General features: G+C 49.2%; 17 protein-coding genes. 7 read left to right on the top strand and 10 right to left on the bottom strand.

Annotated elements, in window-relative coordinates:
* Nucleotides 1–92 precede the first annotated feature (92 nt).
* Nucleotides 93–416 (top strand): general stress protein, encoded by a 324-nt coding sequence (locus tag LCM00_RS11855; protein ID WP_148975640.1) that lies wholly within the window; start codon nt 93–95, stop codon nt 414–416.
* Between the two features lie 98 nt (nt 417–514).
* Here LCM00_RS11855 and LCM00_RS11850 read toward each other — a convergent pair whose 3' ends face one another.
* The 9 genes from LCM00_RS11850 to LCM00_RS11810 all read right to left on the bottom strand — a co-directional run bounded on the left by LCM00_RS11850 (nt 515) and on the right by LCM00_RS11810 (nt 8,342).
* Nucleotides 515–1,534 (bottom strand): ThiF family adenylyltransferase, encoded by a 1,020-nt coding sequence (locus LCM00_RS11850; RefSeq protein WP_224901975.1) that lies wholly within the window; start codon nt 1,532–1,534, stop codon nt 515–517.
* Nucleotides 1,535–1,547: 13 nt separating this feature from the next.
* Nucleotides 1,548–1,778, bottom strand: a complete 231-nt coding sequence (gene moaD / locus LCM00_RS11845; RefSeq protein ID WP_224901973.1) for a molybdopterin converting factor subunit 1 — start codon at nt 1,776–1,778, stop codon at nt 1,548–1,550.
* A complete protein-coding gene (locus LCM00_RS11840; protein WP_224901971.1) occupies nt 1,771–2,235 on the bottom strand; it encodes a molybdenum cofactor biosynthesis protein MoaE in 465 nt (154 codons plus the stop codon). Before LCM00_RS11840 ends, moaD begins: the two co-directional genes overlap by 8 nt.
* 71 nt (nt 2,236–2,306) lie before the next feature.
* Nucleotides 2,307–2,903 carry a molybdenum cofactor guanylyltransferase gene (gene mobA, locus LCM00_RS11835; RefSeq protein ID WP_224901969.1) on the bottom strand — a complete coding sequence of 199 codons (597 nt, stop codon included), beginning with the start codon at nt 2,901–2,903 and terminating at the stop codon, nt 2,307–2,309.
* 428 nt (nt 2,904–3,331) lie between these two features.
* A complete protein-coding gene (locus tag LCM00_RS11830; protein WP_224901967.1) occupies nt 3,332–4,066 on the bottom strand; it encodes an ABC transporter permease in 735 nt (244 codons plus the stop codon).
* A 1-nt stretch (nt 4,067) separates the two neighbouring features.
* Entirely contained in the window at nt 4,068–4,775 is a 708-nt protein-coding gene (locus tag LCM00_RS11825) for an ABC transporter permease (RefSeq protein ID WP_224901964.1), read from the bottom strand.
* Entirely contained in the window at nt 4,775–5,686 is a 912-nt protein-coding gene (locus LCM00_RS11820) for an ABC transporter ATP-binding protein (RefSeq protein WP_224901961.1), read from the bottom strand. Before LCM00_RS11820 ends, LCM00_RS11825 begins: the two co-directional genes overlap by 1 nt.
* Nucleotides 5,687–6,294: 608 nt before the next feature.
* Nucleotides 6,295–7,674: a sensor histidine kinase gene (locus LCM00_RS11815; protein WP_224901958.1), complete on the bottom strand. Its 1,380-nt coding sequence runs from the start codon at nt 7,672–7,674 to the stop codon at nt 6,295–6,297.
* Nucleotides 7,671–8,342, bottom strand: a complete 672-nt coding sequence (locus LCM00_RS11810; protein ID WP_224901955.1) for a response regulator transcription factor — start codon at nt 8,340–8,342, stop codon at nt 7,671–7,673. Before LCM00_RS11810 ends, LCM00_RS11815 begins: the two co-directional genes overlap by 4 nt.
* A 148-nt stretch (nt 8,343–8,490) precedes the next feature.
* Between LCM00_RS11810 and pdxK the strand changes: the two genes are divergently transcribed.
* From pdxK to bshB2, 3 genes are all read left to right on the top strand, one after another.
* Nucleotides 8,491–9,327: a pyridoxine/pyridoxal/pyridoxamine kinase gene (gene pdxK, locus LCM00_RS11805; RefSeq protein ID WP_224901952.1), complete on the top strand. Its 837-nt coding sequence runs from the start codon at nt 8,491–8,493 to the stop codon at nt 9,325–9,327.
* 127 nt (nt 9,328–9,454) lie between these two features.
* The gene (locus LCM00_RS11800) at nt 9,455–9,802 is read left to right on the top strand and encodes a YojF family protein (protein WP_224901950.1); all 348 of its coding nucleotides are present in this window, start codon (nt 9,455–9,457) and stop codon (nt 9,800–9,802) included.
* 21 nt (nt 9,803–9,823) lie between these two features.
* Nucleotides 9,824–10,489, top strand: coding sequence for a bacillithiol biosynthesis deacetylase BshB2 (bshB2, locus tag LCM00_RS11795; protein ID WP_224901947.1), 666 nt, complete (start codon nt 9,824–9,826; stop codon nt 10,487–10,489).
* A gap of 70 nt (nt 10,490–10,559) precedes the next feature.
* Here bshB2 and LCM00_RS11790 read toward each other — a convergent pair whose 3' ends face one another.
* Complete coding sequence (locus LCM00_RS11790; protein WP_224901944.1) at nt 10,560–11,003, bottom strand: SRPBCC family protein; 444 nt, start codon at nt 11,001–11,003, stop codon at nt 10,560–10,562.
* Nucleotides 11,004–11,179: 176 nt separating this feature from the next.
* Here LCM00_RS11790 and LCM00_RS11785 point away from each other — a divergent pair, with 176 nt between their 5' ends.
* The 3 genes from LCM00_RS11785 to LCM00_RS11775 all read left to right on the top strand — a co-directional run bounded on the left by LCM00_RS11785 (nt 11,180) and on the right by LCM00_RS11775 (nt 13,668).
* Nucleotides 11,180–11,911 carry an ABC transporter ATP-binding protein gene (locus LCM00_RS11785; protein ID WP_224901941.1) on the top strand — a complete coding sequence of 244 codons (732 nt, stop codon included), beginning with the start codon at nt 11,180–11,182 and terminating at the stop codon, nt 11,909–11,911.
* Nucleotides 11,908–12,936, top strand: coding sequence for an ABC transporter permease (locus tag LCM00_RS11780; RefSeq protein WP_224901938.1), 1,029 nt, complete (start codon nt 11,908–11,910; stop codon nt 12,934–12,936). Before LCM00_RS11785 ends, LCM00_RS11780 begins: the two co-directional genes overlap by 4 nt.
* Before the next feature lie 78 nt (nt 12,937–13,014).
* Entirely contained in the window at nt 13,015–13,668 is a 654-nt protein-coding gene (locus LCM00_RS11775) for a TetR/AcrR family transcriptional regulator (protein WP_224901935.1), read from the top strand.
* Nucleotides 13,669–13,999 lie beyond the last annotated feature (331 nt).

Raw genomic sequence — 13,999 nt, 5'->3', positions numbered from 1 at the left:
CAAAATTCGAAGTTTAAGGATGGAAAAAAAGGATAAATAAAAGAATAAGCGGACAGGCTCATTGTCCAAAAAAATTAGAGGAGGAATTACTCATGTATAAAATTGAGGTTTGTGAAAACGGCGTACAAGCAACGGACACTATTAAAACTTTAACAGCAGAAGGCTATGAAAAGGATAATATCTTTATTTTTGCGCATGACGAAAACCGCTCCGAAGATTTAACAGATGCCACTAACACTGGAAGCGTTGGCATGAAGGAACAGGGTTTATTTGATTCTGTTGGCAATATGTTCAATAAGCGCGGCGACGAGCTCCGTAATAAGTTTGAATCCTTAGGCCTTTCTAAGGTTGAAGCTGAGCAATACGAAAAGGTTCTTGATGAAGGCAAGCTTGTCATTGTCGGTTCAAACGAATAATAAAGAAGATTCGCCAGCCGTTCCGGGACATCTCCCGGGGCGGCTTTCTTACTGAAAAAGCAAAACCCCTCTGCAGCCAGGCAGAGGGGTTCTTGCATTTAACCAAGCAGGCGCTGGTAGATGGATTTTGCATGGGCCTCATCCTTCGTGCCATGTATGAGAGCCCGGCCATCACTAAAAAAGACGGCCCTTTCGGCACCAAGCTCGGCAGACAGGAGATACGGATTGCCCTTTACTTCATAGCCGAGCCGGCCAAGCTGGCCGGCCAGCCCTTCAAGGTCAAGGCCCCGCTTGCCGGGCGGGCGGATCTGGACGGTATCACGGCCGCAGAGAACTGCTGTTCTTGTACGGTTATCCTGCTCAAGGTAAGGATAGGTCCTTTCAGCCCCGCATGAAGGACAGCCCGGATCCTTTGCTTTCGCCGTCCCCATATTTGTATACTGGCTGTGCCAAAGATCGAAGCTGACAAACGAAGTCCTGACAGCGTCCCAGTCCTCTGCAAGGATTTTCAGCGCCTCTGCCCCCTGATGGGCTACGGTCATCTGGACGGCCGGTCCGATGATGCCGCCTGTATCACAGGTAAGACCCTGAAGCGGAACAGCTTTCAGAAGGCAATTCAGGCATGGGGTTTTACCCGGGATCACGGTAAAGCTCATCCCGAAGCTGCCGACACAGGCTCCGTAAATCCAAGGTATTCCGAGTTTCTGCGACAAATCATTGATGACCATCCTCGTTTCAAAATTGTCAGTCGCATCAATCATCAGATCAGTTCCAGGCGCAAGCTCAGCCAGCAAAGAAGGATCCGCATCCCCAACGATGCAGTTTAAGCTGACGGAAGAATTTATTTCCTTCAGCCGCCTTTCCGCCGCCTTCGCTTTCGGCAGCTTTTCCCTCGCATCTTTCTCCGCATAAAGCTGCTGCCTCTGGAGATTGCTTTCTTCCACATAATCTCTGTCAATGATCGTCAATCTTCCGGCACCGGCACGGATAAGGAGCTCTGCACAGCCTGACCCCAGCGCCCCGGCACCAATGATCAGGACATGCTTCCGGGCGATCTTCTCCTGTCCAGCCGTGCCGATTCCGGGAAACAGCGTCTGGCGCGAATATCTTTCGTCCAACCTATCCCCCTCCTCAGCCGCCGCTGACCGGCGGGATGAAAGCAATGACGTCTCCCTCTTTGATCAGCTCGTGATCCAGGGCAAATTCTTCATTCACTGCTGTCATAACGGTTTCCAGATTGAGGTGATAGGCTTCGGTTAAAATGGCTTTCAGTTCATTGATCGTCTTCCCTGCAGCCTCAAGCTCTATTTCTTCATGGCCTGCACTTTCCCGCAAGTGGGCAAACAGTTTGATTTTATTCATCGAGATCCTCCTTTTGCGGACGTCCAGCCGGATAAGAAACGGTTTCAAGCTGGTTGCCGATCCACTCTTCCCCGTCCTCCCAGTGTTCCTTTTTCCAGATAGGGACTATTTCCTTGATTCTTTCGATGGCATAGCGGTTCGCTTCATAGGCATCCGCCCTATGCGGGGTAGATACAGCAATGACGACGGCTATATCGGTAATATCCAGCCTGCCTGTCCGATGGGTGATGGCTGCCTTGGCGCCTTCCCATTTTTCTTCTATTTCATGGCCGATCTGCTCAAGCTTCTTCACTGCCATCGGCTCATATGCTTCATACACAAGATACAGGGTTTTCTTGCCGCCTGTCAGCTCCCTGACCGTCCCGATAAACACGGTGACCGCCCCGGCATTCCGCTGGATGACTTTATCAGTGACAGCCTGCACATCAATCGGTTCTTTTGATAGTTCAAAATCCATTTTCTCACCTCTTAGGATTCTCGAAGTTTTTATCTATATAGAATAGCAGGATTGACTCCCCATTCCCAATTTTAAGATTCCCTTCCGAGCATACGCTTAGCCTGCTCGTATTCAGAAGGATGGTTCATATTAAAAAAACAGGACTCCTCACCAGTCCAGCCTCTATCCAAAAGCTCTTTCTCTGATAGTATCCTGCTGTCCTCTGTCAGCAGATTCCTCATTTTACGGTCGCCTGCCTCCAGCATTTCCTCTGCCCTCCGGTATAAACTCTTGTGATAGGCACCGAACAAGGGATGAAGCTGCCCGGAGATTTTCGGGACAGCTGCCTGGCATCCGGCCAGCTCGTTTAAAAGGATGCTGCCGAGCCCGGCTGAAAGAAAGGGCATATCACAGGCTGCGACAAGATTATAATCTGTTTGCGAGTTTTTCAGTCCTGCATGGAGTCCGGCGAGCGGCCCTCCGTCCTGATAGATGTCACCAGCCATCGGGCAGCCGAGAAAATCGTAGTCTTCCGGGGTGTTGGTGACAATGATGATACTCTGGACTGTCTTTTTCAGCTCGGCACGCACCCGTTCAATGACCGTGATTCCCTCTAAGCTGAGCAGCGCCTTATTCCGGCCCATCCGGCTTGAACGCCCGCCCGCAAGAATGATTCCTGTCGCTTTCATGCAGCAGCCTCCTTTTTGGTATATATAACTATTGTAGCTTTCTTGATGGTGGATTAATAGGTATTGGGAAAAACATCCATGGGTTGTGACAGAATTTAGTGGTGACAGCGGGAAAACAAACTTGCGGAAAATAGGCTTGCATAAAAAGTTTTAGAAACCTGCTGTTTGGAGTGCAAGGCACGCAGACTCCTCATAAAATGCATGCTCATTTTCTTCGTGCGAAGTGCGTTCGAGAAGCGGAATCAACGTCCTGCGGGATTGCAGCGGCAAAGCTGAGACCCCGCACCGCGGAGCGGGAGGAGGCTCAGCGCCGCCCCGCGGAAAGCGAAGTGCCTGGAACGGAAAACAGCAGCAAAGTTTTTAGACTAAATTGTTTTAAATCTACAAAACTCTGCCCCTGTCCCACTTTTCATACCATAAACTGGCTGCTAAATCTCCTTGCGCTGAAAGTACGTCAATCCTGATAGGAAAAACAGTACGAAGCCGCCGAGGATGACGATCAGGAGGGTTTCCATGGAGGCATTCAGTGCCCCGAATTCTTCTCCCATCCGCGGAATCAGGGTCAGAAACGGCTGTGCCCATGGATAGAACGGGCCATAGGTTTCTGAGTTGGCTACAAGGATGTTCGGGAGCGTGAAAACCACATTAATGGCCAGCGGGGCAGCAAAGCTGGACCATGCGGCTGAAACAAACATCTGCAGGGCTGCGACCGGAAGGCAGGCAACCCATCCGCCGGCTACGCTTTCCAGGATGATTTTCCACGGAATCGGTGTGTCGAACCCTTTCAATTGTGCCACCAGCAGCAGGCCGCCTAAAAAAAGAAGCTGAGAAACAGCGATCAGCCCCATGACAAGACTGAATTTCACGATATATACATTCCTCCGGGAAACCGGCAGTGACAGCAGCTGCTTCCAGCCTCCGCCCAAATGCTCATAGCGGCAGACAAATGCAGAGAACACACCGGTCAATAACGGCAGGAACAGCAGCGCATGGACGAACGCCATGCTGCTGAGGGTGTAGAGCCATTGCAGCTCTCCCTCCATCCCGGGGACATCCGCTTCACCAAAGCCGGCCAATGCTGCCAGAAGAGGGCTTATAAATATAAGCAGCCAGACAGACGATTTTCTAAGCTTCAGCCATTCAGAGCTTAATAGATGGATCATGCTATTTCACTTCCTTTCTGGAAAAATCGATCAGCCCGGTCAAATAGATGCTGATGCCGAGCAGGACGCCGGCCAGTGCCGAATAAAAAGGACCTCCCCAGCTCTCAAGAAATAGCCATTTCAGCGGGACCCAGTCCGGGAACTTCACGGAAAACAGGGTAAGCACCGTTGCCAGAATGCCGGCCGTCAGCGGGATGGCCTGATTTTTCATGGTGATGGAAATCCATAGCTGCAGCGCAATGAAAGGCATCCCGGCCAAATAAGGAAAGAACACTGATTTCGCCAGATGAAGGAAGGGAATGTCTGTGCCAAAGCCGAGGATCAGTCCCAGAATGATCAATCCAAAGAACAGCAGCACACAGGAAATAAGCAATAAGATGGCTGCCAATAGAAACTTGGAGGTAAATACCTTTCCTTTAGAAACGGGAAGGGCCAATAGCTGCTTCCATGCATTTGTCTGATGCTCAATATTGGCTATCATACTGGTGACCAGCGCAAGCCCCAGCATGATGGCAGGGATGCTGAGGAAGCCGGCCTCACCAATCAGCCCTTTCCATAAATCTTCTGCATAAACTCCAGTCAAATACTCATAGCGGAGCCCGAAATTGACCGCTTCAAGGGCGACGACTCCAAAGGGGCCGAGAAAAACGAGGAACAGAAACATCTTTCTTTTAATTTTCAGGAAGTCAGCGGAAAGCATGTTCATCATCAGAGGCTTCCCCCTTCTCCTGTCAGCTCCAGGAAGATGTCCTCGAGCGTTTTTCTCTGCTCCTGGACACGGTACACAGAAACATCATGGCGGACCAGTGTTTCCACAGCCGCGGCAACCTGGGTGTCCGTCCCGTCAAGCAGCAGATGCTCCCGCTCTTTTTCTGCCTGGATGCCGTTTGACAGGAGCGCTCTCCAGGCCTTTTCTGTTTCATTGACAGTAATCGCAATCTGGCTGTTTGCCTTCTGCCTGAGAACATGGATCGAATCCTGGAAGATCATCGATCCTTTGGAGATGATGCCCACCTGTGTTGCCATCTGATCGATTTCGGATAACAGATGGCTAGATACAAGGATGGTCATCCCATGCTGTGCCGGCATGCTTTTGATCAGCTCGCGGATTTCAAGAATGCCGGATGGATCCAGTCCGTTCGTCGGCTCGTCCAGAATCAGCAATTCAGGATTCGCAAGCAGGGCGGCGGCAATTCCAAGCCGCTGCTTCATTCCAAGGGAAAAGCCTTTTACCGGCCGCTTCGCTTCCTTTGACAGGCGGACAATGGCGAGCACTTCATCGATTCTTGATTTTGGCACCTCAAGGATTTTGCGGAGAGCCTCAAGATTTTCGATGGCAGTCAGATGGCCGTAATAAGACGGATACTCAACAAGGGAGCCGACTTTGCGGAGGATCTGAAGCTTCTCTTTTTTCAGGTCCCTGCCAAAAATCTGGATGGATCCGCCCGTCGGCCTGGCCAGCCCGAGCAGCATCCGGATCGTCGTTGTCTTGCCCGCACCGTTCGGGCCGAGAAATCCATATATTTCTCCTTTCCCCAGACGCAGGTCCACATTTTCGACCGCACTACGTTTACCAAACTTTTTCGTCAAACCATTCGTTTCCAAGATTAATTCGCTCATTTTCTTCACCTCGGAACCATCTTATCCCGTGAAGGTTAAGCTGGAGGTGGGGGGAAGTTTAAATTTGGTTTAAAAAAGGGGGGGAAATTAGCATGCCTACCTGATTTTTGACTGGTTTTGGGAAGGGGTGAGGTATTTTTGGTTGAAAAAGTCTAGCTGTCTTAGAACCCGGTAGTGTCCACAGCATGAATTCCGGCTAATTCTACCTAAATTCGGCGTTTTTCTACATAAATTTTCAATGATTCTACATAAAAACCAAAAGATTCTACATACTTTTTTGATTATTCTACATATTATACATTTATTACCATTTCAGTAAAAAATCAGCTGACCCTTTATTAATATTTTTATCTCTTCGGACTTCGTCCGTTGATTTCCGTTCCAGGCACTTCGCTTTCCGCCGGGCGAAGTTGAGCCTCCTCGCGCTTACGCGCTGTGGGGTCTCAACATTTCCGCTATCTCCCGCAGGAGTCTGCGTGCCTTCCACTGCAATCAACAGGGTTTTTAAATTTGTATTGTTTCCTTATCGCCTCAAAATTTTATTCTAGTCTTTTTACTCAATTCGAAAAAAAGAGTCCAGATGAAATCATCCGAACCCTCCACAATATTTATCCATCCTTATGCCCTATTCCCGAATCCCCCTTCCTCCCAATCACCATCTCCGTCCCGCCGCTGCTGCTGTTAATTTGAAGGTCAAAATCCATCTCCTTCAGCATGAGAGCAGCAATAGAAAGCCCGATGCCGGCGCCTTTTCCAGCCGACTCGCCTGTCATTCCCGGACCTTTATCCTTAATCATAAGGGTTTCCTTCTCCGCATCAAGCAGGACGCCGGCATATCTGCCCTGGGCGGCGTGCCGGAGGATATTCTGAAACAGATTATCGAGGATGCGGTTCATCCATTGCCCGTCTATGTGCCAGTAGATGCTCTTGTCCGGCAGCTCAATATCAAGCTCAAGGCCTTCATTTTCAAAAACAGGATACCATGCGGCTGCCGAGGTTTTTACGAGCCGGACGATATCGGTTTTTTCCGGATTGTATGGATACTTGCCGGAGGTTAATAGTGTATAGGAAAGCAGGTTTTCGATCAGCTGGCCCAGATAGCTGATTTTATTGTCAATGAGTTCGAGAGATTCCTGCCCTTTTTCGGAAGTGATTTCTTTTTTCAAAGAGTAGGCATGGCCCCTGATTGTTGTCAGCGGCGTTCTGAGGTCATGGGACAGATTGGCGATCAGCTGGCGCCTGAGCTCTTCTTCTTCCCGCTCCCGCTGCCTGCCTGTTTCAAGCTGGTCGATCATCCGGTTAAAAGCCCCTTCCAGCTGGCCGATTTCATCCTTCTTTTCAATGGCGATCGGCAGGGGGATTCCGCCTTCAGCAGGCTTGTCCATTGCCTCCTGGAGACGGAGCAGCCTTTGGCGGATTCTGTAAAAGAAAATCCAGGACACAAACAGGAACAATCCCAGCACCCCAAAGGTGGCAATCAGATAATAATAGTCATAGCTTCTGCTTACTTTCTCCCATTCTGTGTCCATTTCTCCCCGCGGCACCTGGATGACCATGAACCCTTCTGATTTCCCGGACCCGATGAACGAAACGACAGTATAAGGATCAGCTTCAAGTCCCCGGTTAGTTTTCATGAAATCTATAGTGTACAGCGGGTCCCACTGGGCAGGGATGTTCATTTGCTCAGGAAGCTTCAGCTTTGTGCTCCCCTGTTCGTCAACCCAGAAGACGCTTGCCTTGCTGTATTTCTGCTTCAGCTCCAAGAGTCTTTCGCTGATTTCTTCATCCGTTTTTCCGCCGAGCTTCTCCCCTTCTTTTTTCCACATCGATTCAAGGCCTTTGCTGTCTTCGTAGAGATTCGGGTCATGCTCCTGCATGGAAAATGGGATATGGAATAATACTGAAACGAGCGGAAAAGTGATCGGCATCAGCACCAGTGCCAGCAGGATGATGAGCAGATACTTGCCCTGCAGCGATTTTGGCTTCATTGTTTCACCCTGTAGCCGATGCCCCGGATGGTTTCAAGGATGGCAGGCGAGCCCGGATTTTCTTCGATTTTTTCGCGCAGGTAGCGGATGTGGACCATCAAGGTTTTATCTCCGTCAATATAGTGCTCTCCCCAGACTGCCTCAAAAATCTGCTCTTTTGTGAGAATCTGGTTAGGATGACGGAGCATGTACATGAAGATTTGATGCTGCTTGCCGGTCAGGATGATTTCTTCGCCGCTTCTTGTATCAATGATCCGGTTTTCCCCAAGGCTGACTTCGAGATGGCGAAGCCGAAGCTGGCTCTGTTCCGGTTTCCCGTATCTTCGGAGCAGCACATCGATCCTTGCCGCCAGTTCTTCCGGATGAAATGGCTTTGTCAGGTAATCATCGGCAAACTGCAGGCCCTGCAGCTTATCATCGACTGCCGTCCGGGCCGACAGCATCAGGATAGGGATCCCTGGGACATCCTTCTTCAGGCGCTGGCCGACCGTAAAACCGTCAAGCCCGGGCAGCATCACATCGAGGATGACCAGGTCGGCCCGGGCAGCTGCCTGGGCTGCTCCCTCCCCTGACTGCAGCCAGTCGACCGAGTAGCCTTTTTCAAGGAGATAATCTTTCGTCCATTTGCCGATTTCTTTATCGTCTTCGATATATAGAATGTTCTTCATCTTTATCACCGCTCAATCTGCTATTTCTGTTTTTATCATAGGTAAATTTTGGCGAAAAGAAAAGGGGTCACTGCAATTCGTTCCAATTGTACTGAGATATAATATTGTTATAATCATAATTAGAACAATAAAATGGGAGGCGCATGACATGACTATGAAGAAAGTACTTACGATTGCTGGATCGGATACTAGCGGAGGAGCAGGCATCCAGGCAGATCTTAAAACATTCCAGGAGCTTGGCGTGTACGGGATGACTGCCCTGACAACCATTGTCACGATGGATCCGAAAGACCATTGGCATCATCATGTACATCCGCTGCCAATCGAAACGCTGAAGGCGCAGCTTGAAACCATCCTTTCTGTCGGCATCGATGCCATGAAGACAGGCATGCTCGGAACGGTGGAAATCATTGAGCTGGCGGCAAAGGTAATGGATGAAAATAAATTGAGCAACACGGTCATTGACCCTGTGATGGTCTGCAAGGGGGAAGATGAAGTATTGAACCCTGAAACCACTGACGCAATGAGGGAGCTCCTTTTGCCGCGGGCAACAGTGGTGACACCGAACCTGTTTGAAGCATGGCAGCTGGCGCAGACCGGGCCTATCCGCACCATTGATGATATGAAGGAAGCAGCAGCCAAAATTCATGATATGGGTGCAAAGTTTGTATTGATCAAAGGCGGCAGCAAGCTGAAGCATGAAAAAGCGGCTGACCTCCTGTACGACGGAAAAGACTTTATCCTATTTGAAAACGAGCTGATTGATACTGTTTATACGCATGGGGCCGGCTGCACCTATTCATCTGCAGTAACAGCAGGACTTGCGAAGGGCCATAGCGTGACAGAAGCTGTCGAAATCGCGAAATCCTTCATCACGGAAGCAATCCGCCATGGTTTCCGTCTGAACGAATATGTGGGTCCTACGATGCATGGGGCATACCGCAGCAATGGCTCAATCGAAAAAGCTGAAGGCCGTAAAATCTGATAGCGGAGGATAAACCTGCCGCTGCCTAAAAGGAATGTGGAAGCGCCGATTTCGCTTTTCCATTCCTTTTTTAGTAAAATAATCTCATTCAAGGAACAGCAGCATTGTGCTGAAAGGAGGCATATATATGAAGCCTGTCATAAAAGAAGAGGTGCAAAAGGAAATCAGCCGGCTTGCCGGGAAGAATGTCTTTGTCCACCTCGAAACAACGAATGGGGCGTACGCATCCCACTTCGATGAGTCCTTCTTCTCTGCCGGAGCCTATATCCGCAACGCTTCCCTCAAATATGAACTCGGGAAAATCACCGGGGACGGCCCGTTCAGAGTCGGACTGAAAATGGAATTTGGCTGGGTGTATGCAGAGGGGATCACCCACTTTGAAGTTGATGAAATCGGCCGCCTGCTGATGGCTGGCCATGATAATGGCGGAAAGCTTGCTGTGGCGCTGCAGATCAGTGAGACTCCGTTTGAATAAATGTGAAAGGAGAAATAGCTAATGGAAAAGGAAAGACATGTACTCGTCATTTTCCCGCACCCGGATGATGAAGCGTTTGGCGTGTCAGGAACGATTGCTTCCCATGTCAACAGCGGGACCCCTGTTACATATGCATGCCTGACGCTTGGCCAGATGGGGCGCAATCTGGGGAACCCTCCTTTTGCAACGAGGGAGAGTCTGCCGCTGATTCGCCGCAAAGAATTGAAGGAGGCCGCCCGCGTCCTGGGGATCCAGGATTTGCGTATGCTCGGGTATCGTGACAAAACAATTGAATTTGAGGATGAAAAACTGCTCACCGACCACCTTTTCTCCATTGTGGAAGAAGTGAATCCGTCGCTGGTCATCTCCTTTTATCCGGGATACTCGGTTCACCCTGACCATGATGCAACAGGGGCTGCTGTTGTAAGAGCGCTTGAACGCCTGCCTGAGCAGGATCGGCCGAAGCTGCATTGTGTGGCATTTTCCAATAACTGTGTCGATGAACTTGGCGAAGCGGATATCCTAAATGATGTCAGTGCAGTCGTCGACCAGAAGCTGGCAGCGATTAAAGCGCACCTTTCCCAGACGCAGCTGATGGCTGCCCAAACCGAGGAAAAGCTGAAAAATAAAGACCCTCAGGCTACAGCCTGGATCCAGAATGAGCGGTTCTGGACATATAAATTTTAAAATATGATGCGGCCTTCTTTAGCAAGAGGGCACCATATCCATAAAAAAAAGAGCCCCCCGGGCTCTTTTTTTAATCTTCATCTCCCTGCAGCATCTGCTTCAGATAGGACAGCTGTCTGCCATCTTCTTTCTTAATTATCTTTACAAGCATTGGCTTCGTCAGGGACATGATGAAGCCGGATGTATGGATATTGGCCTCAAGCTCCACCTGGGTGCCTTCATCAATTTCCGTGAATGTATAATCATACGTGACAACCAGCCCGTTGGAATTGCTTTTTGCTGTATAGGACTTGTCCTGTTCAAATTGTGTATATTCAATTTCAGCCTTGACCTTCTTGCCCCTGATCATCCTTGTTTCAATGAATTTCGTCGAAGGCCCGATCGGACCGTCCGTGGCCTTTTCCATCTTGACGACATTCGGCATGATTTCAGGCGCGTTGTCCGGGTTGGTGGCGTACTGGAAAACTTCTGCTACTGGTCTTCTTATAATGACAGTTGATTTAAAATCAGCCATATTCTGCACCCCGTTTAAAAGATTTGCTGGTACAAAAAACATTATACCTTTTTGAGGGATATGAGTCAGGTATTAATTTACATAATTTGTGAGTGATTACTCACTTTACAAAGCCGCATAAACCCCTTACTATAAAAGTGAGTAATCACTCACTAATTGTAAGAGGTGATTTTTTCATGCATAGTCAATCTCCACTCGTTTCAATTAAAGATGTCAGCAGGAGATTCGGAAGCCAGGATGTTCTCACAGGCCTCAGCCTGACTATTCACAAAGGGGAAATCTATGGGCTGCTCGGACCCTCTGGTGCAGGCAAAACCACCCTGATCAAACAAATTGCCGGTCTGGATATCCCCAATGCCGGGGACATCATGATATTTGGCGAAAAGGTTCCATCTCTAAGCCTTCTGGAGAGGATCGGCTATATGGCCCAATCAGACGCTCTTTACGGCGAGCTGACTGCTGCAGAGAACCTCAGCTTTTTTGCTTCCTTATACGGCCTGAAGGGGATCCGTAAAAAAGAGCGGATGCAGGAATCCATGCAGGTTGTCGGGTTATCTGAGCATATGGATAAGCTTGTCTCCAACTATTCCCGCGGGATGAAACGACGGCTGTCGCTTGCCATCTCCCTTCTTCATGAACCGGAGCTCCTGATTCTTGATGAACCGACGGTCGGAATCGATCCCGTTTTGCGCCAGAGCATCTGGTCTGCCTTTCAGGAGTTGAAGCTGAAAGGAAAGACACTGATCATCACCACCCATGTCATGGATGAAGCAGAAAAATGCGACAGGCTCGGGCTGCTGCGGGATGGCAGACTGATTGCGTCCGGCAGCCCGGCACAGTTAAAAGCGGATAAGGATGCAAGCACGATTGAAGAAGCCTTTCTGGCCTATGGGGGTGATCAGCAATGAGGCTGACTGCACTGGTTATCAGGATTTTAAGGCAATTTTTACGTGATAAACGGACAATGGCACTGATGATCCTCGCTCCGATCCTCATCCTGACGATGCTGCATCTCGTCTTTAACGGTGAAGATTATAAACCTGAGATCGGGCTGGCCGGCATTCCGCAAGAATGGTCCGAAAGGCTTGAGTTCCAGGATGCAGCCCTGACGGAATATGATTCAGCTAAGCAGGCAGAAGCTGACCTGAAGGCAGGAGAACTGGATGCCTATCTGTCCATGGAAAATGGGACACCAACGGTCAGGCTGGAAGGAAGCGATCCCGGCATAAGCAGGGAAGCGGCACAGGAAATCCAGGAAGCTTTCAAGCAGCTTCAGCCTGGCGGCCAGGAGCCCGGCTTGAAGATCAGCCAGCTGCACGGCTCACCAGATATGGGACAATTCGATTACTTTGGGCCGGTTCTGGTCGGTTTCTTTACCTTCTTCTTTGTTTTCCTGATCGCAGGGGTTTCGTTTTTGCGGGAAAGGACTACCGGAACGCTTGAGCGGCTCTTGGCCAGTCCTTTAAGGCGCTGGGAGATCGTAGGCGGATATATTGCAGGCTTCGGCATTTTCACTATGCTCCAGGCAGGCATCATTGCCTCTTTTGCCGTTTATGTACTGGATATGAGAATGGAAGGTTCTTTCCTTTATGTGCTGCTCACTGTCCTGCTGCTCTCCTTGACAGCTCTTACACTCGGAATCTTTTTATCTGCTTTTGCCAATAACGAGCTCCAGATGATCCAGTTCATCCCGCTTGCGGTCGTGCCGCAGATTTTCTTTTCCGGACTGTTCAACCTGGAGACGATCTCCAATTGGCTCAGCTGGATCGGTCCGCTGACACCGCTCTATTATGCTGCGAATGCTTTAAGGGATGTAATGGTTCGCGGAACTGGCTTTGAGGAGATCTACCCGGACCTTCTTGTTCTGGCCGGCTTCTCCATCGGCTTTGCACTGCTCAATGTCCTTGCCCTGAAAAGATACCGCAAAATCTAGCTGTTTTTCTTTTCCTCCGGATATGATTATAATGGCTTTATCAGACACGGTGAAAACCTATCGTATAAGGAGTATGTTATGCCTGAACAAGAGTCCCTGATCTATTATCTATTCGGAGAACAAGCCGGACTGACAGAGAAGCAGAGAAGCATCCTGCTTGCGGCCATTCAAATGTTTTCAGAGAAAGGCTATTCCGCGACATCGACGAGTGAAATTGCAAAATTGGCAGGTGTGGCGGAGGGCACGATTTTCCGGCACTATAAAACGAAAAAGTATCTTTTGCTGGCCATTGTCGAGCCGATCATGAGCGATCTGGTGGCCCCGTACCTCATCCAGGATATCGAGCAGGTGCTGAAGCAGAGGCCGATCCGTTATGAAGACTTCCTCCGCTCCCTGCTCGACAACCGCATAGCCTTTTTAAAGAAAAACCTGCCGATTGTTAAAATACTGATACAGGAAATCCCTTTTCATCCTGATTTGAAGAAACGATTTATTGAACAGATTGCCGAAAAGGTTTTTCAGCAGTTCGCAAAAATTGTGGAATATTATCAGGAGCAGGGCCAGATCATATCCGGCATCCCTCCAAAAAGCATTGTGCGGATGACCTTCAGCTCTTTAATAGGCCACCTTGCTATCCGCTATTTGTTCCTCCCCGAGGCTCAATGGGATGATGAAGCAGAAGTGGAGCGGACCATCCGCTTTGTGATGAACGGCCTTTCGCCCCTATCATAAAAAAGTGATAGTAAATTAAGGGTAGTTTTTACTCTTAAGTGCAGATAAGAAGGGTTTTTAGGGAAATTAAGGGGAGTATTTCCCTCTATGCAAAGAAGATCTATCTTTTTTCACGTTTTCAAATCAAATAAGAGGAATTTCTCCCTCTATATAAGAGGTTTTCAGTACTATTCGCTAAATAAGGGCAGTTCCTCCCTCTATAAAAATCCATTTGCAGGGAACCCGGCCGTTCAACTATTCAGCGATTGAGTGCGTTAATGAACAACATTTTTAAAATAAAAAGCTTGGGATATCCCAAGCTTTTTTGTTTTGTTAATTCCCGTGCTGTATA

It is taken from the genome of Bacillus infantis (assembly GCF_020171945.1).
GTDB lineage: Bacteria > Bacillota > Bacilli > Bacillales > Cytobacillaceae > Bacillus_AB > Bacillus_AB infantis_A.
The sequence above is the reverse complement of the archived record's forward strand: the minus strand, read 5'-3'. Positions and strand labels throughout refer to the sequence as shown.